The 25,582-nt window shown below is 66.9% G+C and carries 19 protein-coding genes, 1 tRNA gene and 7 pseudogenes; 13 read left to right on the top strand and 14 right to left on the bottom strand.

Features of this window, described 5'->3' with window-relative positions:
- Nucleotides 1–14: 14 nt before the first annotated feature.
- Nucleotides 15–1,013, top strand: a complete 999-nt coding sequence (gene dapD / locus O159_RS03815; RefSeq protein WP_021754441.1) for a 2,3,4,5-tetrahydropyridine-2,6-dicarboxylate N-succinyltransferase — start codon at nucleotides 15–17, stop codon at nucleotides 1,011–1,013.
- A gap of 137 nt (nucleotides 1,014–1,150) precedes the next feature.
- Here dapD and O159_RS03810 read toward each other — a convergent pair whose 3' ends face one another.
- Nucleotides 1,151–3,445, bottom strand: a complete 2,295-nt coding sequence (locus O159_RS03810) for a polyribonucleotide nucleotidyltransferase (protein ID WP_021754439.1) — start codon at nucleotides 3,443–3,445, stop codon at nucleotides 1,151–1,153.
- 413 nt (nucleotides 3,446–3,858) lie between these two features.
- On the opposite strand from O159_RS03810, the pseudogene O159_RS03805 reads away from it, so the two are divergent.
- Nucleotides 3,859–4,857: pseudogene (locus O159_RS03805) on the top strand (IS481 family transposase).
- Here O159_RS03805 and O159_RS03800 read toward each other — a convergent pair.
- A complete protein-coding gene (locus tag O159_RS03800; protein WP_021754437.1) occupies nucleotides 4,854–5,420 on the bottom strand; it encodes a LemA family protein in 567 nt (188 codons plus the stop codon). The pseudogene O159_RS03805 and the gene O159_RS03800 sit on opposite strands and share 4 nt — an antisense overlap.
- A gap of 473 nt (nucleotides 5,421–5,893) precedes the next feature.
- Between O159_RS03800 and O159_RS03795 the strand changes: the two genes are divergently transcribed.
- The gene (locus tag O159_RS03795; protein WP_021754436.1) at nucleotides 5,894–8,023 is read left to right on the top strand and encodes an Ig-like domain-containing protein; all 2,130 of its coding nucleotides are present in this window, start codon (nucleotides 5,894–5,896) and stop codon (nucleotides 8,021–8,023) included.
- Nucleotides 8,024–8,059: 36 nt separating this feature from the next.
- Here the strand turns inward: O159_RS03795 and O159_RS13795 are convergent.
- Nucleotides 8,060–8,378, bottom strand: a pseudogene (locus tag O159_RS13795) (YchJ family protein); the annotation flags it as partial.
- A gap of 263 nt (nucleotides 8,379–8,641) precedes the next feature.
- On the opposite strand from O159_RS13795, the gene O159_RS03790 reads away from it, so the two are divergent.
- The 3 genes and pseudogenes from O159_RS03790 to O159_RS16980 form a co-directional block, all read left to right on the top strand.
- A tRNA-Leu gene (locus O159_RS03790) sits at nucleotides 8,642–8,718 on the top strand.
- Between the two features lie 448 nt (nucleotides 8,719–9,166).
- Nucleotides 9,167–10,108, top strand: a pseudogene (locus O159_RS03785) (IS30-like element ISLxc3 family transposase); the annotation flags it as partial.
- 52 nt (nucleotides 10,109–10,160) lie between these two features.
- Nucleotides 10,161–10,253, top strand: a pseudogene (locus O159_RS16980) (IS5/IS1182 family transposase); the annotation flags it as partial.
- A gap of 39 nt (nucleotides 10,254–10,292) precedes the next feature.
- Here the strand turns inward: O159_RS16980 and O159_RS03780 are convergent.
- The 3 genes from O159_RS03780 to O159_RS14400 form a co-directional block, all read right to left on the bottom strand.
- Entirely contained in the window at nucleotides 10,293–11,393 is a 1,101-nt protein-coding gene (locus O159_RS03780; protein WP_021754434.1) for a tyrosine-type recombinase/integrase, read from the bottom strand.
- A gap of 238 nt (nucleotides 11,394–11,631) precedes the next feature.
- Nucleotides 11,632–12,564: a hypothetical protein gene (locus O159_RS03775; protein ID WP_021754433.1), complete on the bottom strand. Its 933-nt coding sequence runs from the start codon at nucleotides 12,562–12,564 to the stop codon at nucleotides 11,632–11,634.
- Between the two features lie 437 nt (nucleotides 12,565–13,001).
- Nucleotides 13,002–13,433 (bottom strand): hypothetical protein, encoded by a 432-nt coding sequence (locus O159_RS14400; RefSeq protein ID WP_144267544.1) that lies wholly within the window; start codon nucleotides 13,431–13,433, stop codon nucleotides 13,002–13,004.
- A 194-nt stretch (nucleotides 13,434–13,627) separates the two neighbouring features.
- Here O159_RS14400 and O159_RS03765 point away from each other — a divergent pair, with 194 nt between their 5' ends.
- Nucleotides 13,628–13,876, top strand: a complete 249-nt coding sequence (locus O159_RS03765) for a hypothetical protein (protein WP_144267542.1) — start codon at nucleotides 13,628–13,630, stop codon at nucleotides 13,874–13,876.
- A gap of 10 nt (nucleotides 13,877–13,886) precedes the next feature.
- A complete protein-coding gene (locus O159_RS03760) occupies nucleotides 13,887–14,135 on the top strand; it encodes a hypothetical protein (RefSeq protein WP_144267540.1) in 249 nt (82 codons plus the stop codon).
- Between the two features lie 85 nt (nucleotides 14,136–14,220).
- On the opposite strand, the gene O159_RS03755 is transcribed toward O159_RS03760, so the two are convergent.
- Both O159_RS03755 and O159_RS13790 read right to left on the bottom strand, forming a co-directional pair.
- Entirely contained in the window at nucleotides 14,221–14,580 is a 360-nt protein-coding gene (locus O159_RS03755; RefSeq protein ID WP_021754429.1) for a transcriptional regulator, read from the bottom strand.
- A gap of 246 nt (nucleotides 14,581–14,826) precedes the next feature.
- Nucleotides 14,827–15,685, bottom strand: a pseudogene (locus tag O159_RS13790) (IS5 family transposase).
- Between the two features lie 44 nt (nucleotides 15,686–15,729).
- On the opposite strand from O159_RS13790, the pseudogene O159_RS03745 reads away from it, so the two are divergent.
- Nucleotides 15,730–16,728 (top strand): annotated as a pseudogene (locus O159_RS03745) (IS481 family transposase).
- Here the strand turns inward: O159_RS03745 and O159_RS13785 are convergent.
- Nucleotides 16,725–16,844 carry a hypothetical protein gene (locus tag O159_RS13785; RefSeq protein ID WP_269078385.1) on the bottom strand — a complete coding sequence of 40 codons (120 nt, stop codon included), beginning with the start codon at nucleotides 16,842–16,844 and terminating at the stop codon, nucleotides 16,725–16,727. The pseudogene O159_RS03745 and the gene O159_RS13785 sit on opposite strands and share 4 nt — an antisense overlap.
- Here O159_RS13785 and O159_RS03740 point away from each other — a divergent pair.
- Nucleotides 16,803–18,374, top strand: coding sequence for a glycoside hydrolase family 2 protein (locus O159_RS03740; protein WP_021754427.1), 1,572 nt, complete (start codon nucleotides 16,803–16,805; stop codon nucleotides 18,372–18,374). The genes O159_RS13785 and O159_RS03740 overlap by 42 nt on opposite strands.
- A gap of 264 nt (nucleotides 18,375–18,638) precedes the next feature.
- On the opposite strand, the gene O159_RS03735 is transcribed toward O159_RS03740, so the two are convergent.
- From O159_RS03735 to O159_RS03725, 3 genes are all read right to left on the bottom strand, one after another.
- A complete protein-coding gene (locus O159_RS03735) occupies nucleotides 18,639–19,091 on the bottom strand; it encodes a VanZ family protein (protein WP_021754426.1) in 453 nt (150 codons plus the stop codon).
- Nucleotides 19,092–19,276: 185 nt separating this feature from the next.
- On the bottom strand, nucleotides 19,277–19,546 hold the full coding sequence (gene rpsO / locus O159_RS03730; protein ID WP_021754425.1) for a 30S ribosomal protein S15: 270 nt from the start codon (nucleotides 19,544–19,546) through the stop codon (nucleotides 19,277–19,279).
- A 139-nt stretch (nucleotides 19,547–19,685) separates the two neighbouring features.
- Nucleotides 19,686–20,288, bottom strand: a complete 603-nt coding sequence (locus O159_RS03725) for an acyl-CoA-like ligand-binding transcription factor (protein WP_043993982.1) — start codon at nucleotides 20,286–20,288, stop codon at nucleotides 19,686–19,688.
- 113 nt (nucleotides 20,289–20,401) lie between these two features.
- On the opposite strand from O159_RS03725, the pseudogene O159_RS03720 reads away from it, so the two are divergent.
- Nucleotides 20,402–21,156: pseudogene (locus O159_RS03720) on the top strand (SDR family NAD(P)-dependent oxidoreductase).
- A gap of 88 nt (nucleotides 21,157–21,244) precedes the next feature.
- Here O159_RS03720 and O159_RS03715 read toward each other — a convergent pair.
- Both O159_RS03715 and O159_RS03710 read right to left on the bottom strand, forming a co-directional pair.
- Entirely contained in the window at nucleotides 21,245–21,619 is a 375-nt protein-coding gene (locus O159_RS03715) for an FKBP-type peptidyl-prolyl cis-trans isomerase (RefSeq protein WP_021754423.1), read from the bottom strand.
- A 191-nt stretch (nucleotides 21,620–21,810) separates the two neighbouring features.
- On the bottom strand, nucleotides 21,811–23,202 hold the full coding sequence (locus tag O159_RS03710; RefSeq protein WP_021754422.1) for an FAD-binding oxidoreductase: 1,392 nt from the start codon (nucleotides 23,200–23,202) through the stop codon (nucleotides 21,811–21,813).
- Nucleotides 23,203–23,784: 582 nt separating this feature from the next.
- Between O159_RS03710 and O159_RS03705 the strand changes: the two genes are divergently transcribed.
- Both O159_RS03705 and O159_RS03700 read left to right on the top strand, forming a co-directional pair.
- Nucleotides 23,785–24,561: a glycosyltransferase family 2 protein gene (locus O159_RS03705; protein WP_021754421.1), complete on the top strand. Its 777-nt coding sequence runs from the start codon at nucleotides 23,785–23,787 to the stop codon at nucleotides 24,559–24,561.
- A gap of 45 nt (nucleotides 24,562–24,606) precedes the next feature.
- Nucleotides 24,607–25,482 carry a fumarylacetoacetate hydrolase family protein gene (locus O159_RS03700; RefSeq protein WP_021754420.1) on the top strand — a complete coding sequence of 292 codons (876 nt, stop codon included), beginning with the start codon at nucleotides 24,607–24,609 and terminating at the stop codon, nucleotides 25,480–25,482.
- The last annotated feature ends 100 nt before the right edge of the window (nucleotides 25,483–25,582 follow it).

Below are 25,582 nucleotides of genomic sequence, written 5' to 3'. Positions count from 1 at the left end.
ACTAATCTAGAGCCATGCCTTCCGATGTCTCCCGTGAATTCGCCGCGCCCGTCCACACCGCCGCCCCGAGGACGGCCTGGGGCTACGGGCTCGCGACGGTCGCCGGCGACGGCACCGTCCTCGACACCTGGTTCCGCGAGCCGCAGCTCGGCGGCATCCCGGCCGGGCGCGAGAAGTGGATCGTGCCCGGCGGTCTGGAGGGGCTCGCCGCGCCGGACCCGCGGCGGAACGTCACGGTGGACATCGTCACCGTCGAGATCAACCTGGATGCCGCTCCCGCGTCCACGCCCGACGCCTACCTCCGCCTCCACATCCTCTCGCACCTCCTCGCCCGCCCGAACACAGTGAATCTGGATGGCGTCTTCGGGCACCTCCCGATCGTCGCATGGACGAACGGCGGGCCCGTGCTGCCGGACGACCTTGACCGGCTGCGCCCGGCGCTGCAGCGCGCCGGCCTCCACGTCACCGCCATCGACAAGTTCCCTCGCATGCTGGACTATGTCACCCCCGACCGCGTCCGCATCGCCGACGCCTCCCGCGTCCGGCTCGGCGCCCACCTCGCCCCCGGAACCACCGTCATGCACGAGGGGTTCGTCAACTTCAACGCCGGAACGCTCGGCGCCTCGATGATCGAGGGCCGTGTCTCTCAGGGCGTCGTGGTCGGCGACGGCTCGGACATCGGGGGCGGCGCGTCCATCATGGGGACACTCTCCGGCGGCGGGGTCCAGCGGGTGTCCATCGGAGAGCGGGCACTGCTGGGCGCGAACTCCGGCATCGGCATCTCGATCGGGGACGACACTGTGGTCGAGGCCGGACTGTACGTGACCGCCGGGACGAAGGTCGTCGTGGTCGACGGGCCGGTGGACGCGAGCGGACGCCCGCAGACGGTGAAAGCCGTCGAGCTCTCCGGCGCACACGGACTGCTGTTCCGACGCAACTCGGTCACCGGGGCCGTCGAAGTCTTGCGCCGCGCGGGCACCGGCGTCCACCTCAACACCGCCCTCCACGCCTAAGCTCTTCAGCCATCGATTCCTCACTTCTTCCGGGCGGACACCGGCGTGTCGGCGGAAGAAGTGAGGAATCGATGGCTGAGCGAGAGGGAGGACGAAGGCCGCGCGACCGGGAGGGTCGCGCGGCCTTCGTGCGGAGATCAGCCTTCGGCGGGAGCCTCAGGACCCTCGCTGGCGGCGTCGCGGCCGTGCGTCTCGGCCTCGTCGGCGAGCACCGGGGCGAGCGAGAGCTTGCCACGGTCGTCGATCTTGGTGATCTCCACCAGGATCTTCTGCCCGATGCTGAGGACGTCGTCGACGCTCTCCACACGCTTGCCGCCGGCCAGCTTGCGCACCTCGGAGATGTGCAGCAGGCCGTCCTTGCCCGGCAGGAGCGAGACGAACGCACCGAACGCGGCGTTCTTGACGACGGTTCCGAGGAACTGCTCGCCGACCTCCGGGTTGGTGGGGTTCGCGATCGCGTTCACCTGGGCGCGGGCCGCCTCGGCCGAGGGGCCGTCGACAGCGCCGATGTAGACGGTGCCGTCCTCCTCGATGGAGATGTCGGCGCCGGTCTCGTCTTGGATGGCGTTGATCGTCTTGCCCTTCGGGCCGATCAGCTCGCCGATCTTGTCGACCGGGATTTGGACCGAGATCACGCGCGGCGCAGTCGGGGCCATCTCGTCCGGGGCGTCGATCGCGGCGTCGAGCACGCTCAGGATCGTGGTGCGGGCGTCTTTCGCCTGCTTCAGGGCGCTGGCGAGCACCGACGACGGGATGCCGTCGAGCTTCGTGTCGAGCTGGATGGCAGTGACGAACTCGCTGGTGCCGGCGACTTTGAAGTCCATGTCGCCGAGCGCGTCCTCCGCGCCCAGGATGTCGGTCAGCGCCGCGTAGCGGGTCTCACCGTCGACGACGTCGGAGATCAGGCCCATGGCGATGCCGGCGACCGGGGCGCGCAGCGGCACACCGGCGTTCAGCAGCGACAGGGTGGACGCGCAGACCGAGCCCATCGAGGTCGAGCCGTTGGAGCTCAGCGCCTCGGAGACCTGACGGATCGCGTACGGGAACTCCTCGCGGCTCGGCAGCACCGGAACCAGCGCACGCTCGGCGAGGAAGCCGTGCCCGATCTCGCGACGCTTCGGGGAGCCGACGCGACCGGTCTCACCGGTCGAGTACGGCGGGAAGTTGTAGTGGTGCAGGTAGCGCTTCTTGGTGACCGGCGAGAGCGAGTCGATCTGCTGCTCCATTTTGAGCATGTTCAGGGTGGTGACGCCCAGGATCTGGGTCTCGCCGCGCTGGAAGATCGCCGAGCCGTGGACGCGCGGGATGACCTGCACCTCGGCGTCGAGCGGGCGGATGTCGGTCAGGCCGCGGCCGTCGATGCGAACGCCCTCGCGGAGGACGCGGCCGCGCATGACGACCTTCGAGACGGACTTGTACGCCGCCGAGAACTGCGTGAGCGCCTCGGCGTCGAGCGCGCCGGCCTCCACCTTCTCGGCGAGGGCGGCCTTGACCCGCTCCTTGAGGGCGTCGTCCGCGTTCTGACGCTCGACCTTGTCGGCGATCTGGTAGACGTTCACGAGTTCGTCGTAGGCCAGAGCGGCGACGCTGTCGTAGGCCTCCTGCGAGTAGTGCAGGAACACCGGGTAGTCGGCGATCGCCTTCGCGGACTGCTTCGCGAGGGCCGCCTGGGCGCCGACGAGCTGGCGGATGAACGGCTTGGCCGCCTCCAGGCCCTGGGCGACGACCTCCTCGTTCGGCTTCACAGCGCCGCCCTGGATGAGGTTCCAGCTGCCCTCGGTGGCCTCCGCCTCGACCATCATGATCGCGACGTCGCCCTCGGTGCCGTCCTCGTTGGTCAGCACCCGTCCGGCCACGACGAGGTCGAACACGGCCTCCTCCAGCTGCGAGGCCTTCGGGAAGGCGATCCACTGGTCTTCGTGCTGGCCGTTGCCGGGGATGAGCGCAAGGCGCACACCCGCCACGGGTCCGGAGAACGGTAGACCGGAGATCTGCGTGGACGCGCTGGCCGCGTTGATCGCCAGGGCGTCGTAGAACTCGTCCGGCGCGATGCTGAGGACGGTGATGACGATCTGGACCTCGTTGCGGAGGCCGTCGACGAACGACGGACGCAGCGGGCGGTCGATCAGGCGGCAGACCAGGATGGCCTCGGTCGACGGGCGGCCCTCACGGCGGAAGAACGAACCGGGGATCTTGCCGGCCGCGTAGGAACGCTCCTCCACGTCGACGGTCAGTGGAAAGAAGTCGAAGTTGTCCTTCGGGTGCTTGCTGGCGCTCGTCGCGCTCAGCAGCATGGTCTCCTCGTCGAGGTAGGCGGCGACGGCGCCCTGCGCCTGCTGAGCGAGTCGCCCGGTCTCGAACCGGACGGTGCGGGTGCCGAAGCGGCCATTGTCGAGCACGGCTTCGGCGAATGTGATTTCGGGACCTTCCAAGAGGTCTTTCTCCTTTGTTTAACGTCGCGGCCCCGTGTGGGCGCGACTCTCCTTTGCTCTTCGATGGAGCGGTGGAGCGAGCAGGCAGTTCGACACGCGAGTGCGTGCACGCGCGGCATCCCAGGCGGGTGCGTGGGCTGAGCCCGTCTGGCCATCAGTAGAAATACACGGCTGTCGCTTGCCTCACGGCGAACGCATCCGGATACCACCACCGAGGACCAGCTACTGCCAGCCTGCTCCGGCGGCCGGCACGCGGCCGACCACAACAATCCTACCAGGGGACGCCGCATTCCGCCGCTAGGTGTGCTGCTCAGGGACGTTGGTTGAGGTGTGACGCGATAGATGGGTGAGGACCTCCCGGTCGAGAGTGGGGCTGTCTAGTTTCCCTGCACTCGATGACTTAGGAGGTCCTCGTGACCCACGCTAATGCTGCTTTGACTCCTCGCGAATGCCTCCGCCTGGCCCGCCAAGTCGTCGACGACGGCTGGTCCGTTGCTGCGGCGGCGACCTACTTCCGAGTGTCCTGACGCACCGCGGACCGATGGGCTCGTCGTTACGTGGAGATGGGCGAGGCGGGAATGCTGGACCGTTCGTCACGGCCGCATCACAGCCCGAACAAGACCCCGCGAAGACTGGTCCGCAAGGTCGTGCATCTGCGGTGGAAGAAGCGGCTGGGACCAGTCGGTATCGGCGCCCAGCTCGGCATGCCCGCCTCGACCGTTCACACGGTCCTCTCCCGGTGCCGGATCAATCGGCCCAGCCACGTCGACGTCCGCACCGGCGAACCCGCCCGCCGCTACGAGCACGAGCATCCCGGATCGATGATCCACGTCGACATCAAGAAACTCGGCAACATCCCCGACGGTGGCGGCTGGCGCTACGTCGGACGTCTCCAGGGAGAGCGGAACAAGGCCATCACCGCGAAGCGGACCGGGAAACACGGGATCACCGGCGACATGATCACCGGCACAGCGTTCGTTCATACCGTCATCGACGATCACTCCCGTGTCGCTTACGCCGAGATCCACGACGACGAAACCGCCGCCACTGCAATCGCTGTTCTGCGTCGAGCGGTCGGCTGGTTCGCCAGCCGTGGCGTCACCGTCGAACAGGTGCTCTCCGACAACGGCTCCGCATACCGCTCATACGCCTGGCGCGACGCTTGCGCCGAGCTCAGCATCCAACCGAAACGCACCCGGCCCTACCATCCGCAGACGAACGGCAAGATCGAACGCTTCCACCGCACCCTCGCCGACGGCTGGGCATACGCCCGGCACTACAACTCCGAATCAGCCCGCCGCAACGCACTCCCGGCCTGGCTGCACTCCTACAATCACCACAGGCCCCACACCGCCATCGGCAGCCAGCCACCCATCAGCAGATTGACCAACGTCCCTGAGAAACACACCTAGAAATGGACGCGCGGCGGCTCGGCGATCGCCGCCAGGTTGTCGACCTCGAAGAACTCGCGCTCGGTGAATCCGAGCCGCCGCGCGAAGAGGTTGTTGGGGAACACCGTGATCTTCGTGTTGAACTCGCGGACCCCGCCATTGTAGAAACGGCGCGACGCCTGGATCTTGTCCTCGGTGTCCACCAGGTCGGCCTGGAGCCGCAGGAAGTTCTGGCTGGCCTGCAGCTGCGGGTACGCCTCGGCCACCGCGAAAATGCTCTTCAGCGCCGTCTGCATGTGCCCCTCGGCCGCGGACGCCTCGCCCGGCGTCTGAGCGGTCAGAGTCTCGGAGCGCGCCCGCGTGACGGACTCGAAGACGCCCTTCTCGTGGGCCGCGTAGGCTTTCACCGTCTCGATCAGGTTGGGGATGAGATCGGCACGTCGCTTGAGCTGCACGGTGATGTCGCTCCACGCCTCGTCCACGCGCACCTTGAGGGTGACGAGCGAGTTGTAGGTGGCCCAGAGGTAGATTCCGACGATCGCGGCGATCACCACGACGATGATGACCGGAATGAGCCATTCCATGAGGGGAACTCCTTGCGTGCGGGCGCTGTGAGAGGGTGCGCTGGTGCCATCCTAACCGCGGCGAATGAGCCTCCCCCGCCCTTCCCATCACACTCGAAGCAACCGCGTCGGGGACGGCAGGCGCCACGCCGCGCGGCTCCCTCCGCCGCAGACAGCCTCCTCCGTCTCCGGCATGGCCAGCCGGCGTTCTCGGGCATCGCGTGAAAGCAGGATCGGGTGAGGGGCGGGCCACGACCCCGAGGCCCGTCGGGACGAGCGCGGCGAGTCTGCGACGGCGATGCGCGCCATCGGCGTTGCCGGGCCGGCGCTGCCGAGACCGCAGCCGCTTCCCGGCGAAGGGCCAGGCGGACCGGGTGGCAGTATGCCGCGAATAGCGCGATTCCATTTGACAGGGGCGTCCGCCGCGCTTGGAATAGGGTGAAATGCAGTTATTCACGTCGGACATGCCACCACCGGTCCGGTCGCGGGGAGCGATGGGATCGTTCGCGGCTGCGCCCATCGCGCTGCTGCTGGTGGCGATGGCGCTCAGCGCTCCGACGGGGCCGGCTGCGGCAACGACAGCAGTCTCCCCCAGATCCTCCACTCCCACCGCGTCGGCGGCCTCCGCCGACACCGCCACACCGAGCCCGACGCCGACCCCGTCGGCCCCGCGGCTCGACCCGGCGCCCTCGGACCTCGTCGTCTCCTTCCCGCTCACGGTCTCCGGAACGGCCAGCCCCGGCGACGTCATCGCGGTCTCGGGCGGGTCCTCTCCGGGCGCGGACACCAGCTGCACCGCGACCGCCGACAGCGACGGCCGCTTCAGCTGCGCCCTCCGCCGTCTGCCGGACGGCAGCCGCGTGCCCGTGCGCGCCGAATCCCGCGCGACCGGGCTGTCCGACAGCTGGCAGGCGCAGGTGCTCTCGCCTCCGGCGATCACCACCGCGGACGGCACGGCGACCGGCGGCGGCATCCGTGGGACAGCCTTCCCCGGCGCAACCGTGACCGTCGCCTCCGAGACCGGCGCCCAGTGTACGTTCCCGGCAGACGGGGCCGGAACCTGGGGATGCGTCATCGGCGGGATGCCGGACGGACGGCACACGATCACCGCGACGCAAGTCGCCCCATTCTCGACGACACGCTCCGGGCGCAGCGCCAGCGTCTCGATCGTCCTCGACACCGTCCCACCGCCCGCCCCCACCATCACCGCGCCCCGTCTGGGCTCCTCCGTCGCGAACGGCGGAGCGTTCGGCTTCGGCGGCGCCGGCGAGTCCGGCGGCGAGGTCACGGTCTACGCGAGCACCCTGTCCGGCACGACCGTCGCCTGCGTCTCGCCCGTCACCGACGGCGTCTGGTCGTGCGCCGGCGCGCTGCCGCCCGGCGGATACCGCGTCTCAGCGTTGCAGCGGGATGCCGCCGGCAATGTCAGCGCCGGAAGCAACACCATCGCGGTCACGGTTCAGAACGCCGTCGCGACCGCTCCGCCGTCCTCCCGGAAACCGGCGGCCGGACCTTCGCCGACTCCGACGCCGACCGTCCCCGCGCCGGCCCCGCCCTCCGACCCCGAGCGTCCCGACACCAAGGGCTGGACCGAAACCCCGTTCTCGACGGCCTCCGCACCCGCCGTCGACGCCGCCTCCGTTCCGGGCTGGCTCCGCTCGCTCGCTCTCGCCGTCGCCGCACTCCTGCTCCTGGCTTTGCCGGCTCAGCTGCTCGCGGCCGCGCTGGCGCGCCGCCGCTCGCGGGCCGCCTCGCGCCCCGCGCTCCCCTCCGTCTTCGGGCGCAACCGCACCCGGGCCGAGCTGGCCGAGGCCGACGCTGTGCTCGGCGGGCAGCGCTGGCCGAGGGGCTCCGCGCTGTCGGAGGCCTCCGGACTCTCCGTGCCCGCGACGACGGCGCCCCAGCCGCTCTGGCTGGCGCCGGTCGTCGGTGTCGTGGCCGCCGCTCTGGTGACCCTGTCGACCTCCGTGCAGGATGCCGTCGCCTACATCCGGCTGCTGTTCGCCGTCGCGCTGGCTGTCGCCGCCGTCAATGCCGTCGGGGTGCTCGCCGCACGCGCGATGGCGCGGCACTTGGGCAGATCCGCACCTCCCGTGGTCGTGCGCCCGCTCCTGCTCATGGCCGTGGCGGCGACGGCTGTGGGGTCGCGTCTGTTCGGGTTCGAGCCCGCACTGCTGTTCGGTCTGGTGGTGGGAGTGCTGCTCCCGGACGGCCGCGCCCGGGTGGCGCGCGGACGGATCGCCGCCGTGCAGCTCTGCGCCATCGCCGCCCTCGGTGTGCTCGCCTGGCTCGCCGTCGGTGTACTCCCGTCGCCCTCGGGCGGGGTCTCCGCTTTCTTGGTGGAGTTCGCGAACGCGCTCTCACTGCTGGGCATCGGGTCCGCCGCCGTCGCGCTTCTGCCGATCGGCGGGCTTCCTGGCCGCGCGGTCTTCCTCTGGGTGCGGCCGCTGTGGCTCGGACTGGGCCTGCTCGTGTACACGATGCTGTTCGCGCTCCTGCTGCCGGTGGCCTCCCTCATCCGGAACGGCACAGGCCTCGTCGCGATCCTCGGCGCCGCGCTCGTGTTCGCCGTGCTGAGCGTCAGCGTGTGGCTGTGGGAGCGCTACATCGAACCGGCGCGCTGAGAGTTCAGACCGCCGCGACGTAGTACCAGTCCCCGTCTCGCGCTGGACACCCCGCTCGACGCTCTTGTAGTACGCGGCGAACGCGACCACGCCGTCCCGGTCGAACGGTCCGCCCCGCCCGGTGCTCTCGATATCGAGGCGATACCAGCGGAGGCCGTCCTCCAGGAGCAGCTCGCCGGGCCGCGTCGAGGGGTGCCAGCTGCGCAGGAGATAGCCGCCGTCGCCCAGCGCGAACGCGCTGAACCGGGAGCGCATCAAACGCTCCGCGGTCGGTGCGAGAGATCCCGCGTGCAGAGGGCCGCAGCAGCGGCCATACGTTCTCACCGCTGGTGCAGGGGCAACGCAGGAGGGTCACCCAGCGAGTGTAGACGACCGCCGACACGAGCTCCCACCGTGTACCTTTAGAGGCATGGAAGGCTTGTTCATCGGTATCATCTGGCTCATCGTCGTCGGCGGTGGAATCGGCGTGCTGGTGTCCCTGGTCGCGATGGCCAAGGCCCCCTACCGCAACCGCTGAACCGGCTAGACTCACCCCCGGAGCCTGCCGGCCCGGCCGTGCGACCCGGCGGAGCGAACCCTCCGCCAGCCCACGGAAGCGCCAGCTCACGAAAGCACTCGGCCCCCATAGCCCAATCGGCAGAGGCAGGCGACTTAAAATCGCTTCAGTGTGGGTTCGAATCCCACTGGGGGCACCAGCGCGAAGCCTCCGAATCCCTTTGTCTTGGGTTCTAACGGTCGTTGCAACACCTGGACTTTCTGGGAGTTGTAACGACCGTGGCCCGTTTAAGGAGCTATTCGAGGGATCGACGCTGTTTCACGCAGGCTGATAAGGACGCGTTCTTCGCGTTGTTCGAGGCGTGTGGGAGCATCACGATCGCGGCGCGTGAGTTGGGGTTCAACCCGGCGACCTGCGGGACGTGGGTATGGAAGGCCGGCCTGCGCAGCCAGGGGAAAACCGGGACTGGTCCGCATCCAGGAAAGGAACGCTACTTCCAGTTGCGACGCGATGGCATCTCGCGTCGCGAAGCAGCGGCTGCCGTCGGGGTGAACATCCGCACGGCACGGGATTGGGATAACGGTGTCCGGAAGACCGCTCATCGCCGCTATTACCCAGATGGTCGGGTCGTCGATTACAAAACAGGTATGACGACGTTTCTTGACGGCACCGAGACAATCTCGCCGGCGGCGATCTTTCAGCTGGAGAGGAAGCTCGATCCGCGGTTCCTTTCGCTGGAGGAACGTGAGCAGATCCGGGATCTCCTCCGCGATGGGTTGTCACTGCGGAGCATCGCCGCCCAGCTGCGGCGGTCGCCATCCACGATCAGTCGGGAAATCTCCCGGAACCGGTCCTCGACCGGGATCTATCACCCCTTCGCAGCACATCGCTACTCGGCGAAGCGTCGCCCACGGCCAAAGCCGCGAAGACTGGTGACAGAGCTGCGGTTGCGTGCTTTCGTTGAGTCGAAGCTGGCGTTGCGGTGGTCTCCCGAGCAGATCACTCGAGCCCTGATCCGTCAGTTCCCGGACGACGTTGGGATGCGAGTGGCGACCGAGACGATCTACCAGACGCTCTATCTCCAAGGACGCGGCCAGCTGCGCCGTGATCTCGCGACAGCGCTGCGTACCGGGCGCGCACGTCGCCGACCGAACCGGGGAACCAACGCACGTCGTTCGCGGTTCGTCGACCCGATGCTCATGATCTCCGAGCGCCCCGCTGAGGTCGCTGATCGTGCTGTTCCAGGGCATTGGGAAGGCGATCTCATCATCGGCGCTGACCACGCCAGCGCGATCGGCACCCTCGTCGAGCGAACCACCAGGTTCGTGATGCTCGTCCACCTCCCGACCGACCACGCTGCCGAGACCGTCCGCGATGGCCTCATTCGGACGATGAGCGGCCTGCCGGCCGAACTGAAGAAGTCGCTGACCTGGGACCAGGGTGCGGAGATGGCCGCCCACAAGACGTTCACGATCGCCACCGACATGGACGTCTACTTCTGCGACCCAGCCTCGCCCTGGCAGCGCGGTTCTAACGAGAACACGAACGGGTTGCTGAGGCAGTACTTCCCGAAGGGCACCGACCTCTCACAGCACTCGCCCGCGGACCTTGCCCGAGTCGCACACGAACTCAACACCCGCCCACGCAAAACGCTCGGCTGGGAAACCCCAGCCCAGCGCCTCGCTAAACTACCTACCAGCTAATCGTCGTGTTGCAACGACCACTAGAATCCGCCGGTTTTACGAGGGGTTCGGGGGCTTCTCCATGTTCGGACTACCGGTTTGCCCACTTTTTGCCCACATTTGAAACACGTACAGCGTTGTGTAGAGCTGCGGAGACAGTATCGAGGTCGTCGTCGAACAGGTGCCCATACACGTCGAGTGTCATGGCCGCAGAGGCGTGACCGAGCATCCGCTGCACGGCCTTGACGTTCGCGCCGGCTGCGATCGACAGGGACGCGGCTGTGTGGCGCAGATCATGGATCGTCAGCTCTATAGGAACGCCGGAGCGCTTCTTCGCGTAGACGAACCATCCACCCGACCAATCCGGCGTCGTGATGTGATTGCGGCCATCGCCGACCACGAGCTGCTCGCGGGTCTTGCCATCGCACTGCTTAGCCAAACCCTCGGCGAGGAACTGCGGGAACGGCACCGACCGCGCCTTGTGCGATTTCGGCGTGCCGACGATGACCTCCTTGCCGACCTTCACGGCATTCTCATCGATCTGTAGTCGTCGGCGCAGCATATCGAGGTGCTTCACTCTCAGCCCGGACGCCTCGCCCCACCGCATACCGGTGTAGGCGAGCATGCGGATGAGCGTGGCGTGCTGGCCGGCCTCCCGCGCGAGCGCGTCGACCTGCTCGTGGGTGAGGTAGACGTGCGCCTTTTTACCTTTGCGTAGTAAATTCACACCCCGAGCCGCGTTGTGGACGACACGCCGGTCCTTCACGGCCACGTCGAGGATTCCGGCGAGAATCCCGTACGCTCTCAAGGTCACACTCGCGGACCTCTTCGCCGACAACTTAGTCACCCACTCCTGCACTGCGGAATGCTCTATGCGAACCAGCTGCACATTCCCCCACTGCGGCTCCACATGCAACCGCCAGGTAATCTCCAACACCCTGTACGCTGATGGCTTCAACGCGACCTTCTTACCCGCCAACCACGGGACCGCCCGGCTCTCGACCGTCACCCGCGTCCTGGTCGGGTCGATGTACTCGCCAGCGGCACGCTTCACCATGACGCTGGCGGCGAACAGCTCGGCCTCTCGCTTGGTGCGGAACCCACGCTTGTCGGTTTGCGACCCGTCGGGCTTCCGGTATCTGACCCGATACCGTTTCCCCTTCGCTGTGTCATAGGGAGTGATCGTAGCCATTCAGCGGACCGCCTTGCCGCGCTCGCGACGGAGTAGCCGTTGGTAGGCGAGCACCAGTTCGGGGAGCACACCGCGGTACTTTGCCCGGGCGGTTGGAGTCTCGTTGATTATGAGCCGTCTGATTTTGCCCCAGGTTTCAATCTGCAGTGGTGGTCTGGCCACGGATCGCCTCTTTCTGCACCTTCGCCCTCGTGGGCTGTTTCGTCGGGTGAATGGGTGCCAAAGTCTCTGCGGTTTGTCAGGAGGAATTCTCGCCGTCGAGTAGCTTTTCGGCTCGGTCGAGCGCAGTACGTGGCGTGTTTGCCAGGATTACAGTCTCCCCGTGACGAACGATTCCATCGTGGACATCGACTACAATCTCGTAGAGCCTCGCGCGTGGCGTCCCATGGGAGGGGAGCTCTTGGCCGGTGCGTTGGTGTGCTGCCCGTAACTGGTTGATGCTGATGGAGAATGCGCGATCTTCGCGAGCATGTTTCACCCATGTGGCGGTCAGCGGTAGTGCCATTCCCGCAGCGAGCAGGATGACGGTCAGGGGCCGGCTGATGGCATAGAGCACAAACCCGAACTTCGCGGCACCAACCATGCCGTACAGAGCCCCGAAATTCATGAAGTAGGTAGATGCGGACATCGCCACTGCGGCGATGCAGCCAAAGATAATAAGAGTCGCGCTGACTCGGGCGATCGGACTCTGCAGGCTCCCGATCTCACGAATGCAGATGAAAGCGATGCCGGAGAAAATGGTCGCGATTATTGAAAAAAGCAGACAAGTATAGATAGTTGCGATCGGTTGAGCGCGATAGGTGATATTGAATGTCGTCGTTGAAGGGAGCGGCCGCAGTGAGAAGAAGAGCAGCACGAGGAACAGCCCTACTGCTATGCCGAGTGCGACAACCCAAGCCGGAGTCGCGGTGACACCGGAAATCGCGCGGGTGAATCCGTTCGCGAGGGTGAAGATGCCTGCGAGAAGGATCAGGTCGGAGATCAGCGTGGCGTAGTTCACGCTGCCGATCAGAGAGTCGATCCGTAGATAGATCGGGTCAAGTTTGATTGTAAGACTGACCGCGATCGAGAGTAGCGCCCAGAAGGTTACATGGCTGCTTGCTGTGCGCCACAGGAATGCGTTGATAATGACCGCGATCCAGATGAAGGCGGTCACGATGATGTTGACCAATGGAATATCCTCTCGAGTCCGGATAGCTGACGGTAAGTCTTTTCGCCGATGATGTATCACACGACTTCACGCGCAAGCCGTTCTGCTGTTTTTTCTTCTGGATCATCGAACAGTCCGCGTGCGCGGGAGACGCCGAGTAGCGCGTCTATCTCGTGGCAGGGGGTGCTGGTGTGACCGAGGAGAATGTGTGCCAGCTCATGCGAAACGATGACGCTGCCGTGCAGCGATGGGAGCGGCGGAGAGTGGAAAATGGTGAACTTATCGGCGGCGGGGAGTACAAGCCCGCTTGGCTTCTCGCCTCGCAAGCTGCGAGCTCGGCGAAGGTATATGGGTTTACCCTCCCGAACCGACACCGCATCAACCAGGTCGTTATAAGGTGGGGCATTCGGGTAAGTCCAGGTTGAATTGGGTAACGGGGGTCGACGTTGATCCCATCGCTATCGGTTCCGATGCTCTTTCTCTACATCTTCGAGAAGGTCGGCTATTTCATTCAAGGCCTCATCGTCCAGCTTCTCGACCAGGCCGCCCCTTGCGGCGGCATGTCCGCTGTATCCGCCATGTTCCAGTGCTCGTCGAAAACGCTCTCGTGCGTCGATTGCCGAAAGAGCTGGATTCTCCTCACTTTCTTGAATTCCTGCGCTGGGCGGCAATGCGTGAACCTTGGGAGGGGTGGCTGGCCGCCCAGCATGCTGAGCCGCGTTGGCGCGGCGTACGAGTTCCATCATCAAGTTCTGACCAGTCCAGTCGCCTCCAGCAAGCAGGGCAAGCGTATCCACGTCCTCCGTATCCAAAGGGCGCTTCCCATTGATGCGCTCTGATACATAGCCAGCATTGCGCCCGAGCTGTTTGGCGATCTGTTTTCCAGTCACTCGGGCTTCGTTCATGAATCCCCTGTAGGCCCCTGCGAGGGCGACAGAGAATGGGCTCATTTCTGGGTAGCGGTCCACCGTAGGATCTTTGCATATGCGCTACTTGCATGTCAATTGCCGACTTGGTGTTGACCAAGCCTATTTGTACACGCCAAGCTTGGTGTATGCAAACCAATCAGAGTAGCCAGGATGGGGTGGTCTCGGCCATCAGCCTTCTTCTGGTGGCCCAACGGAAGACTCGGAGGTGGCTAGCGGAAGAACTGGGCCGGGACCAGTTTTGGATCGGCAGTCGTATGAACAACCGGACCATGTTCAAGTTCAGTGAGGTCGAGCAGATCGCTCAGGTGTTCGGCCTCTCTCTGGATGAGTTTCTCGCCGTGCCAGCCGCGCCATCCCTGCGCCTCGATCCACTCAGGCGAGTGCGTCGGCATGAATCGGCATGAAGGTGGCGTCGTGAGTAAGACCGTGGCTGTGACGCCGGAGGTGGTGGCCGTTCCTGTCTATCTGACTCCGGAGCAGGTCTGTGACTTGGTTCCGGGGATGACGGTGCGGTCGTTGAAGGAGATGCGGGCGGCTCGTCGTGCCGGTGTTCGCGGTTCGAAAGGTGGGCCGGTATACGTGAAGCCGAACGCCAAGACCGTCGTCTATGACACGGCGGATGTCGTCGCGTACATGAACGCGATCAAAGGGCATGAAGCCTAGGCCTGACCCTCCCCCACCCCGTCTCACCCAATCACATGAGCCACCCCGGCCTGTTGGGCCGGTTAAGAAAGGAGTGCGTTATGAATTACCACACAGATGGTTTGAGATTCTCAAGCTCTTGTTGTTCTTCCAGCGCGATTAGCTTTGAGTCTTCGTCATACTGCTTACCGTTTCGTTCGCCGCGCCTAATTGCGAGCCTGTCGTAGGCATTTTGAACGACTGATGTGGGGTCGATTTCCAGGAATTCGCACGCTTCACAAAGAACGGAGAGAGGGAGGGGGAGTTTCCCATTTAGCCATCGATTCATGGTTGCCGTGGGTCGTCTGATGGCCTCGGCAGTGGCCTTGGCGGTCTTCCCGTGGCTGGTGATTTTTCCTTTGAGCTCGAGGGCGACGTAGTAGGCGAACTCATCCGCTCGCTGTCGGTTGTCCATGATGTCAACCATAGCAGCATTCATATCAATCAAGTTGATCAAAGTGAGTATTTCAACACTTGACAAGTGATCAATAAGTCAATTAAGGTGATGTCATGATTAATCATGAGGTGGCTGAGGCCAGCGCTTGAAAGGTTCAAGAGGCTATCGAAGACTCTGGGTGGTCGAAGCGTTCTATCTCAGACGAGACGGGAATCCCGTACCAGACCCTCAATAGAAAGCTGAAGGCTCAAAGCGAGTTCAGTTTTAGAGATGGTTTCAGTAGTCGTTTTTGGTGAGTTTGCGGGCGCTGGTGATCGCGATTGCTAGAGCGACGAGCGCCGTGATCGTTGAGGCGGTGCGGTCGTAGCGAGTGGCGAGTTTCCGGAAGGCGAGGATCCAGGCCATGGTGCGTTCGACTACCCAACAGTGTTTACCCAGTCACTGTTTGGAGTCGACTCCGATTCGTGCGATGCGTGCCTTGATCCCACGACAACGCAGGTAACAGCGGACGCGGCGGTTGTCGTAAGCCTTATCGGCGTGGAAGATAACCGGGCGGCGTCTGGGCCGACCGCGGCCGACGCCCTTGATCGCGGTGATGTTGTCTAACACAGGTTCCACGAGCATGGAGTCGTGTCGGTTGGCGCCGGAGATCTCCACATGCAGCGGGAGTCCGTTGCGGTCGGTCAGGACATGGTACTTGGTGCCCCGTTTCCCACGATCCGTGGGGTTAGGTCCAGTGAGATCGCCCCCCTTTTCGCCCGGACACTTACGGAGTCCAGGCAGGTTCTTGACCAGTCGATCATGCCAGCCTGGCCGAGTTCGTCGAGCATGATCTTCCGCAGTGCATCCCACGCGCCCGCTTCGGACCATTCACGCAGACGCCGCCAACAAGTGACCCCGGACCCATACCCCAACTCGGGCGGGAGCTTCTCCACGGGATCCCCGTCAGCAGCACGAACACGATCCCAGCGAACACCTTCCGGTCAGGAACCCGAGGCTGCCCAGCCCGCCCATTGACCACAGGCGGCCGAGGCGGAATCAACGGCTCCAGCCGCTCCCACAACATATCCGTAATGAACCGATCCTCAGCAAGCGTCGACACTCGACCAGCATCCCCGCTAACCAGCCACAACAACCACCGCCACGCCGACTACTGAAACCACCTCTTAGGAGGTCCTCGTGACCCACGCTAATGCTGCTTTGACTCCTCGCGAATGCCTCCGCCTGGCCCGCCAAGTCGTCGACGACGGCTGGTCCGTTGCTGCGGCGGCGACCTACTTCCGAGTGTCCTGACGCACCGCGGACCGATGGGCTCGTCGTTACGTGGAGATGGGCGAGGCGGGAATGCTGGACCGTTCGTCACGGCCGCATCACAGCCCGAACAAGACCCCGCGAAGACTGGTCCGCAAGGTCGTGCATCTGCGGTGGAAGAAGCGGCTGGGACCAGTCGGTATCGGCGCCCAGCTCGGCATGCCCGCCTCGACCGTTCACACGGTCCTCTCCCGGTGCCGGATCAATCGGCTCAGCCACGTCGACGTCCGCACCGGCGAACCCGCCCGCCGCTACGAGCACGAGCATCCCGGATCGATGATCCACGTCGACATCAAGAAACTCGGCAACATCCCCGACGGTGGCGGCTGGCGCTACGTCGGACGTCTCCAGGGAGAGCGGAACAAGGCCATCACCGCGAAGCGGACCGGGAAACACGGGATCACCGGCGACATGATCACCGGCACAGCGTTCGTTCATACCGTCATCGACGATCACTCCCGTGTCGCTTACGCCGAGATCCACGACGACGAAACCGCCGCCACTGCAATCGCTGTTCTGCGTCGAGCGGTCGGCTGGTTCGCCAGCCGTGGCGTCACCGTCGAACAGGTGCTCTCCGACAACGGCTCCGCATACCGCTCATACGCCTGGCGCGACGCTTGCGCCGAGCTCAGCATCCAACCGAAACGCACCCGGCCCTACCATCCGCAGACGAACGGCAAGATCGAACGCTTCCACCGCACCCTCGCCGACGGCTGGGCATACGCCCGGCACTACAACTCCGAATCAGCCCGCCGCAACGCACTCCCGGCCTGGCTGCACTCCTACAATCACCACAGGCCCCACACCGCCATCGGCAGCCAGCCACCCATCAGCAGATTGACCAACGTCCCTGAGAAACACACCTAGAGCGTCGAGAACTGTCCGATCGAGCGCGTCGCCGTGAGGCCGCCGTACTGTGCCAGCGGCTTCGACTGCGGGGAGTGCCCGGTGGTGAGGCCGCGCTCGCGGAGGGTGTCCTCCAGACGCTGAAGGGGGACGCCGCACTGGACGGTGGCCATCCTCGCCCGCAGGCGCTTCGCTCCGCGTGGGCAGAACTCGACGGCGAATGGGAGTTCGCCTTCGACGACACCGACAGCGGGCTCAGCGAGCGCTGGCAGGAGTCATGCGCATTCCCGTTGAGCATCCGCGTCCCCTTCCCCTTCGAGTCGGAGCTCTCCGGGATCGGCGACACCGGCTACCACCCGGTCGTCTGGTACGCCAGGGACCTCACGCCGGGAGAGCTGAGCCGCGCCGGGCACGAGTCCGGCCGCCGGCTGATGCTGCGCTTCGGGGCGGTCGACTATCGCTGCCGCGTCTGGGTCGACGGTCATCTCCTCGGCGAACACGAGGGCGGGCACACTCCGTTCGCCTTCGACGCCACGGACGCGCTCGACGCCGGCCGCGCGACCCATCGCATCGTCGTCCGCGTCGAGGACGACCCGCTGGACGTCGCGCAGCCGCGCGGCAAGCAGGAGTGGCTTCCCGAACCGCACGCCATCTGGTACCAGCGCACCAGCGGGATCTGGCAGCCGGTGTGGCTGGAGGCCGTGGACGAGTTGCACCTGCGCACCCTGCACTGGACGCCCGACGTCCCCCGCGGGGAGGTACGGCTGGAACTGGAGCTCAGCCGTCGCCCGGCCTCTCCCGCCGCGGTCACCGTCGCGATCGGACGCGACGGTGAGGCGCTCGCCCGGGTCAGCGCGACCGTGACCGACCAGCGCGCCGAGATCGTCATCCCGATCCCCGCGCAGCGCAACGGCCAGGCCCACGAGGAACTGCTCTGGCACCCCGGCTCCCCCGTGCTGCTCGACGCGACCGTGACGCTGGACGCCGACGGCCGACGCCGGGATGCCGTGGCGTCCTACTTCGGAATGCGCTCCACCGCCGTGCGCGGCGGAGAGTTCGTGCTGAACGATCGCCAGCTCTACCTCCGCAGCGTGCTCTACCAGGGCTACTGGACCGAATCCCACCTCGCGAGCCCGAGCGCGTCGGCTCTCCGCGCCGATGTCGAGCTGATCGCAGAACTCGGTTTCAATGCGGTCCGCATCCACCAGAAGATCGAGGACCCGCGCTTCCTCCACTGGACCGACCGCCTCGGCATCCTCGTCTGGGGCGAAGCGCCCGGGGCGTACGAGTTCGGGCCGCGCGCGCTTCAGCGTACGACCAGCGAGTGGCTGGCCACCCTCGAGCGCGACCGCTCGCATCCTCCGATCGTGACCTGGGTTCTCGCTCAACGAGAGCTGGGGTGTGCAGCACATCGCCGCCAGCCGCGCGCAGCGCGAGTTCGCCCGCGTGCTCGCGGCGCTCACCCGGGCGGTCGACCCCACCCGTCCCATCATCTCGAACGACGGCTGGGAGCACGTCGACTCCGACATGCTGACGCTGCACGACTACGAGGCCGACCCCGCCGTCGTCTCCGCCCGCTACCGCGACGCCGCGGCCCGCGAACGCCTGCTCTCGGGAACCGGACCGGCCAGCCGCGCCGTCGCGCTGGACGATCAGGGGATCGGTGAGCGCCCGTTCCTGCTGACCGATTTCGGCGGCATCTCGTTCACGACGACGTACACGGCCGAAGACGCCTGAGGCTACTCCACCGCCGCCAGCGCCGACGAGTTCGCCGACCGCATCGCCGCCCTCGTGGGCGCCGTGCGCGAGAGCGACTTCCTCGCCGGGTTCTGCTACACCCAGTTCAGCGACACCCTGCAGGAGACCAACGGCCTTCTGAGCGACGACCGCACCCCCCAAAGCGCCGATCGAGCGACTGCGGGCGGCGATTCTCACGGGCGAGCGGGACCGCTGAGCCGGTTCCGCCTCCTCCGGCGAACGCGCCGGAGCCTGGCGATGACAGCCACGATCGCGATGCCGAGTGCAGTGCCGAGAGTGTTCGCCAGCAGGTCGCGCGGGTCGCTGACCCGTTCGGGGATGAACAGCTGCGCGAACTCGATCGTCAGCGTCGTGGCCGCCCCGAGCGCGAGAGCGAGCCACCACCGGCGGAGACCGAACCGGAGCGTGAAGAGCACGCCCAAGGGAACGAACAGGAGGATGTTGGCCGCGAACTCCACGACAGCGCCATCGATCCATCTCAGCAGCGGCGACGAGGCCAACGCCGCCAGAAGCCCCTTGAACAGACTGTTGCGCTGCGGTCGCGGCGGGGACGGGTTCAGCGTGATCCACGCGAGGGCCAGGAGGTAGAGCGCGGTCACCGCGGACAGGAGACGGGAAAGCAGCATGCGCCCATCTTCCCGCATACTGTTATCCGAATGCAGGGGGGAAATCCACTGAGTCCGCCGTCAGCCGGAACGGCTCCGAGACGATGCCCGGACGCGGAAACGGGCCGCCACCCGAGGATCACGGCCCGTTTCCGCAGACGTTCGCGGCGTCGACCGACCTCCGGGGCCGCCGCGAGGACGTGTGACTAGCGACGCAGGCCGAGGCGCTCGATGAGGGCGCGGTAGCGGCTGATGTCGATGTCCGCGAGGTAGCCGAGGAGACGGCGGCGCTGACCGACCAGGAGGAGCAGGCCACGACGGGAGTGGTGGTCGTGCTTGTGCTCCTTGAGGTGCTCGGTGAGATCCTTGATCCGCTGGGTCAGGATGGCGACCTGGACCTCGGGGGATCCGGTGTCACCGGGGTGGGTAGCGTACTCGTCGATGATCGCCTTCTTGGTCTCAGCATCCAGTGCCATTAAAGGGGATCCCTTTCGTTCGTTGCGCGGTGCCCGGGGCCTTCTGCCTGGGCTCTCTTTCTCCGCGGCCGTTGGACGGCAACCGGAAGAGTCTACCAGACCGGCAGATGCGTCCCCCGCCCGAAACCCCGAGCGTGTCTCAGCGTTCCACGCCGCGCAGCACCGCGTCCACGGCCTCCACCGCCGCGCGGGACGGCGCACCGTCGTCATTGTCCGCCCACCAGAGCAGCGCAGAGAAAGGGGCGGAGCTGAGGGCGTCGGCGAGCACCCGGGCGCGGAGTCCATCGCTCGGGATGCCGAGGCGACGGGCGAGGAAATCGGCCAGCAGATCCCGATTGGCGCCCAGGCGGGCGACGCCGAACGCGATCAGCTCGGGATCGGACGCCATCAAACGCAGGCGCAGGCGGGCCGCTTCCCGGGCCTCGGGCTCGAAGTCGAGGGAGCGCGTGAACGCCCGGGCGAGAGTGTCGCGGACCGACTCCCCCGCCGATGGCGCGTCGAGGACGGCGCGCATCCGCTCGACGACCGGCTCCAAACCGCCCCAGACGAGTTCGGGTTTGCTCGGGAAGTAACGAAACAGCGTTCGCCGGCCGACGCCGGCGAGGGCGGCGACGTCATCCATCGTCGTCGCGTCATACCCGTGCGCGGCGAAGCGGCGGAGCGCGAGCAGGGCGATGCGCTCCGGGTCCACCCTGGAGGGACGGCCCCGGCGGCGCGGCGCGGATTCGGCGGGTGAACTCACCTCCACATTATGGCGGCGAAGTCGCCTCCTCATTATGGCACTGAGTGCTATAAATAGAGGAACGTCCGATCGGACACCATCGATGTCATTGACACCCACGAGGAGCACAGAAGATGAGCACCACCGATTCCACCCGGTTCGCCGGCAAGACAGCCATCGTCACGGGCGCCGGGTCCGGCATCGGGAAGGCGACGGCCCTGCGCCTCGCCGCCGAGGGAGCCCGCGTCATCGGCAGCGACATCTCCAAGGAGCGGCTTGCCGCGCTGGTGGCGGAGAACCCGGGGCTCGACCTCGTGGCCGTCGCGGGCGACGTCTGCAGCGAGGAGACGATCGCCCAGCTCGTGGAGGCGGCGGGCGAGTGGATGCGCTCGCCAACGTCGCGGGCATCATGGATGGCTTCCTGCCGGCCGCCGAGGTCGACGATGCCCTCTGGGACCGTGTGTTCAGCGTGAATGTCACCGCGATCATGCGGCTCAGCCGGGCCGTCCTCCCCCTCATGGTCGAGGCCGGCAGCGGCGCGATCGTGAACGTCTCGAGTGAGGCGGGCCTGCGCGGCTCGGCCGCCGGCGCGGCCTACACCGCTTCCAAGCACGCGGTCATCGGCCTCACCAAGAGCACGAGCGTCCTCTACGCGCCGAGGGGCGTCCGCGCCAATGCCGTCGCCCCCGGCGGCGTGGCGACGAACATCGAGGCTCCGATCCAGTCGTCGTGGGCGGGCGAGCGGCTCGGGCCGATCATGCAGACCACGGTTCCCCCGGTCGCTCAGCCGGAGCAGCTCGCCGCGGCGATCACCTGGCTGCTCAGCGACGACTCGGCCAACGTGACCGGTGTCGTGCTGGCGTCGGACGGCGGCTGGTCGGCGGTCTGAGCGGGAACCGCACTGCCTCCGATCGCATCCGAGACAGACGGACGCTCCCGCGGCCGGGCCGGGGGAGCGTCCGTCTGTCTCGGGGGTCTTAGCTGACGCCGAGCAGGTCAATCACGAAGATGAGGGTCTTCCCGGAGAGCGGATGACCGCCCCCGGCCGGGCCGTAGGCGAGCGCCGGCGGGACGGTCAGCTTGCGACGGCCGCCGACCTTCATGCCGGGGATGCCGTCCTGCCAGCCTTTGATCAGATTGTTGAGCGGGAAATCGATGGACTGCCCGCGGCTCCAGGAGGAGTCGAACTCCTCGCCGGAATCGTACTCGACGCCGAGGTAGTGTACGTCGACCTTGGAACCGGGGGCCGCCTCGGGGCCGGAGCCCTCGACGATGTCGACGATCTCCAGCGTCTCGGGCGCCGGGACCTCGGGAGCGTCGATCTCAGGCTTCTCGTTGGTGTTCTCTGCCATGACCCCCATCCAACCCGTCCACCCCCGCCGGCGTCAAAAGGTCTTGCGCTCCGGGCGCGCCAGGGGCATCCTGGAGGTATAGCTCGACGCTCCGGGAGAGTTGCAGGCATCGCCGCACCACCGGGGCGCCGAGTCTTTTCACCCAGAGCGCACGAGGCGTTCCCAGGCCGCGTCCGGCCGAGCGACCCGGTTCACCCGAACACCTTTCCCGGGTTCAGGATGCCAAGCGGGTCGAACACCGACTTCAGCCTCTGTTGCAGATCATAGGAGTCCGGCCCGAGCTCCTCGGCCAGCCAGCGGCGCTTCAGCACGCCGACACTGTGCTCGCCGGTCAGCGTGCCGCCCAGTTGCACGGCGGTGCGGAACAGTTCGTTGGCCGCGTCCCACACCGCCGGCGCCGCCGCCGCGCCCGAGTACACGAAATTGGGGTGCAGATTGCCATCGCCCGCGTGCGCGACGGTGGGGATCGGAATGCCGTACCGCACCGAGATCCGCTCGATCGCGGCGAACATCTCCGGCATCAGCGACTGCGGCACCGCGACATCCTCGATCAGCACCGACCCCGACGCGGCGAGCGCGAGGTGGAAGGCGCGCCGGATCGCCAGCAGCCGCTCCCCCTCCGCTTCGTCGGCGGCCAGGCGGACCGTTCCGCCCGCCTCCTCGACGATGCGGGCGGCCCGCACCCCGTCCGGGTGAGCGGAGGGCCCGTCGAACCTCAGCAGGAGAAAGCTGGAGCCCTCGGCAGCGCCGAACGCCGCACGGATCGCCGCTTCCCCGAGGTGCGCCGCAATGCGCTCCAGTGCGGAGGCGTCCAGCAATTCCATGATGGCCGGGCGCAGACGCGAGGCGGTCACCCGCGCGGCCGCGCCGGAGGCGGAACGCATGTCGGGGAAGAGCGCGGCGAGCGTCGTCGGTGGCCCCTCCGGGGAGGGCAGCAGGCGCACCGTCGCGCCGACGATCACCCCGAGCGTCCCCTCCGAGCCGACGAGCAACGAGGTGATGTCGTACCCCGTCACGCCTTTGACGGTGCGGCGCCCGGTGTGGATGAGGCGTCCGTCCGCGAGCACCACGTCGAGCCCGAGCACCGCCTCCCTCGTGACCCCGTACTTCGCGCACAGCAGCCCGCCCGCGTTCGTGGCGATGTTCCCCCCGACCGTGGAGACCGCCCTGCTGGCGGGATCAGGAGCGAAGAAGAGTCCGTACGGCTCCAGCGCCGTGTTCAGATCGGCGTTGATCACTCCCGGCTCCACGACGGCCAGCTGGTCTTCGGCCGAGATCTCCAGGATGCGGTCCATGCGATCCAGGCTCAGCACGATCGACCCGGCGGACCCGTTCGCGCCGCCGGCGAGCCCGGTTCCGGCCCCGCGCGGGACCACCGGAACGCGGAATTCGCTCGCCGCCCGCATCGTCGACCGCACATGCTCCACCCAGGTCGCCTCCACCACGGCCAGAGGCAGGCCATCGGCCGCCCATCCGGAACGATCAGCCCGTGCGGCCTCCAGCCGGGCGGGATCGGTCGTGAGCACTCCCGAGGCGACGGCGGCCTCTCCGAGAGCGGCCGTGAGCCAGTCGATGACGTTCATGATGAGTATCGTACGGCGAACCGCAGACAGCACGGCTGCTGCTCACGGGGACGGACCTTCCGATCACCGATGTCGCGTTCGCGGCGGGATTCGCGAGCGTGCGGCAGCTCACCGAGACGATCGCCGAGGTGTGCCACCTGACACCGGGAGCGAATCCAGGACTCCGCACGGCGGACGCCCGCCAGCGCACAGAGCGGGCAGGGCGGTGCCGTTGTCTCGCTCCGGCTGCCGGCGCGCGCCCCGTCCGACGGCGCTGCCCTCCTCGGCTTCCTGGCGGCACGGGCGATCCCGGGGATGGAGTCCACCGGCGGTCCCGGCGACAGCCTCGCCGACCGGCGACCTGGCACTGCGCGAGGGTGCGGCGCGCCTCGGGCTGCCCGCGGAGCCACGCGCGCTCGCCGCGCACAGCGAGCGGTGGGCTCCGTGGCGGAGCTACGCGGGATGCGGCTGTGGACAGCCGCCGCGCGAGGCACGTGCCTCGCGCGCTCCCTCGACAGCGGGGACGACAACGGCCGCGGCGACAGCTAGGATTCCGCCACAGGCCACACATGCGCTTCACCGGCAGGAAAGGGGAAAGACGCTGTGCCCTCGATCACTGTGGTGATCCCCGCGCTGGACGACGCCGAGATGCTCTCGCGCTGCCTCGCCGATCTGGCCGCCCAGCTGCGACCCGCCGACGAGATCATCGTGGTGGACAACGGCAGCGGCGATGACACCGCCGCGGTCGCCCTGGCCGGAGGTGCGCGCCTCCTGGAGCAGTCGGTGCGCGGGATCTTCCCGGCGGCGGCCACCGGTTACGATGCGGCGAGCGGCGACATCATCGCCCGGCTGGACGCCGACTCCCGCCCGCCGGCAGACTGGCTGCTGCACATCGAGGCGGCGTTCGCCGACTCGCCAGAGACGGGAGTGCTGACGGGGCCGGGCGTGTTCTATGACGGCAGGGTCCTCGTCGCGGGACTCGGGCAGTTGCTCTACATCGGCGCGTACTTCTGGACGATGGGGATCTGGCTCGGGCATCCCCCGATCTTCGGCTCCAGCTTCGCGATGCGCCGTTCGGTGTGGTGGGGCGTGCGCGAGCGGGTACACCGTTCGCTGCGGGAGGTGCATGACGACCTCGACCTCGCGTTCCATCTCGACCCGGGCGTGGCCGTGCGCTTCGACGAGCGGCTGACGGTCGGCATCTCCGCGCGACCGTTCTCGACCTGGCGCGGATTGGGGCGGCGGCTGCGCTGGGCGTTCGGGACCCTGCGACTGCATCTGCCCGACGAGTCGCCGTGGCGGCGGTGGGAGGCGCGACGGCGGTGGGAGGAGGAGCGTCCCGATCCGGCACAGGGCGCTGCCGGCGGCGCCCTGGCCTGACCGCGCGTTTCGTATCCTGACGGTTTTCCCCGATAACCTTGGACCGTGAGATTCTCGCACCTGAGCAGAACACCCGACTCGAAACCGCGGCTGGCCGCCGTCATCGGAGACGAAGCTCTGTTCCTCGATGAGAGGATGGCGCAGGCGCCCCGAGACCTGCAAGACCTGATCGAACGCGGAGAGGAAGCGCTTGCCGATGTCCGCGCCCTCGTGGGGGAAGCCGTCACGACCAAGACACCGCTGATACCGCTGCAGGAGTTGCGCCACGCCTCGGCCGTCCTCCGTCCCCCGCAGGTGATCGCCATCGGCGCGAACTACGCGGCTCACGCCTCCGAACTCAAACTGCGCAGCGAGAAAGCCGCAACCGTGTTCTCGCTCTGGCCGAACTCGCTCGCCGGTCACGGAGGGACCACCTCCTGGCCCGGCGACCTCGCCACACAGGTCGACTACGAGGCAGAGCTGGGCGTGATCATCGGCAGACCGGCTCGGGATGTGCCGGCGCAGGACGCCCTGGACTATGTCTGGGGCTACACCGTCGTGAACGACATAACGGCCCGCGACCTGCAATTCTCCGAGGCGCAGTGGTCGCGCTGCAAGTCCTTCGACGGCTTCACGCCCAACGGCCCGGTCGCGGTGACAGCCGACGAGGTGCCGGACCCGCAGGATCTCTGGCTCACCACCAATGTGGACGGCGCCATCCTGCAGGACGCTTCCACCGCCGATATGGTGCGCTCGGTGGCAGAGATCATCGAATTCCTCTCACGCTCGGCGACCATCCCGGCCGGCACGCTCATCTCGACCGGCAGCCCGGGCGGTGCCGGCTACTCGCGCACCCCTCCCGTCTTCCTCCACGACCGTTCGATGGTGACCGTCTCCATCGGCGGGATCGGCCACCTGACGACATACTGCCGGGTCACCTGACCTCGACGTCCGGCTTGCCCGCAGTCCCTGGGAACGGCTGGCGGTCTGCCGGGGCGTCTCGCAGCTCTGCGAGACGGCCCCGCGCCAGGCACGAGACACG

The sequence above is a fragment of the Leifsonia xyli subsp. cynodontis DSM 46306 genome (genome assembly GCF_000470775.1).
Classification (GTDB): Bacteria; Actinomycetota; Actinomycetes; order Actinomycetales; family Microbacteriaceae; genus Leifsonia; species Leifsonia cynodontis.
Note: the sequence above shows the minus strand (reverse complement) of the source record. Positions and strands in the feature narration are given on the sequence as shown.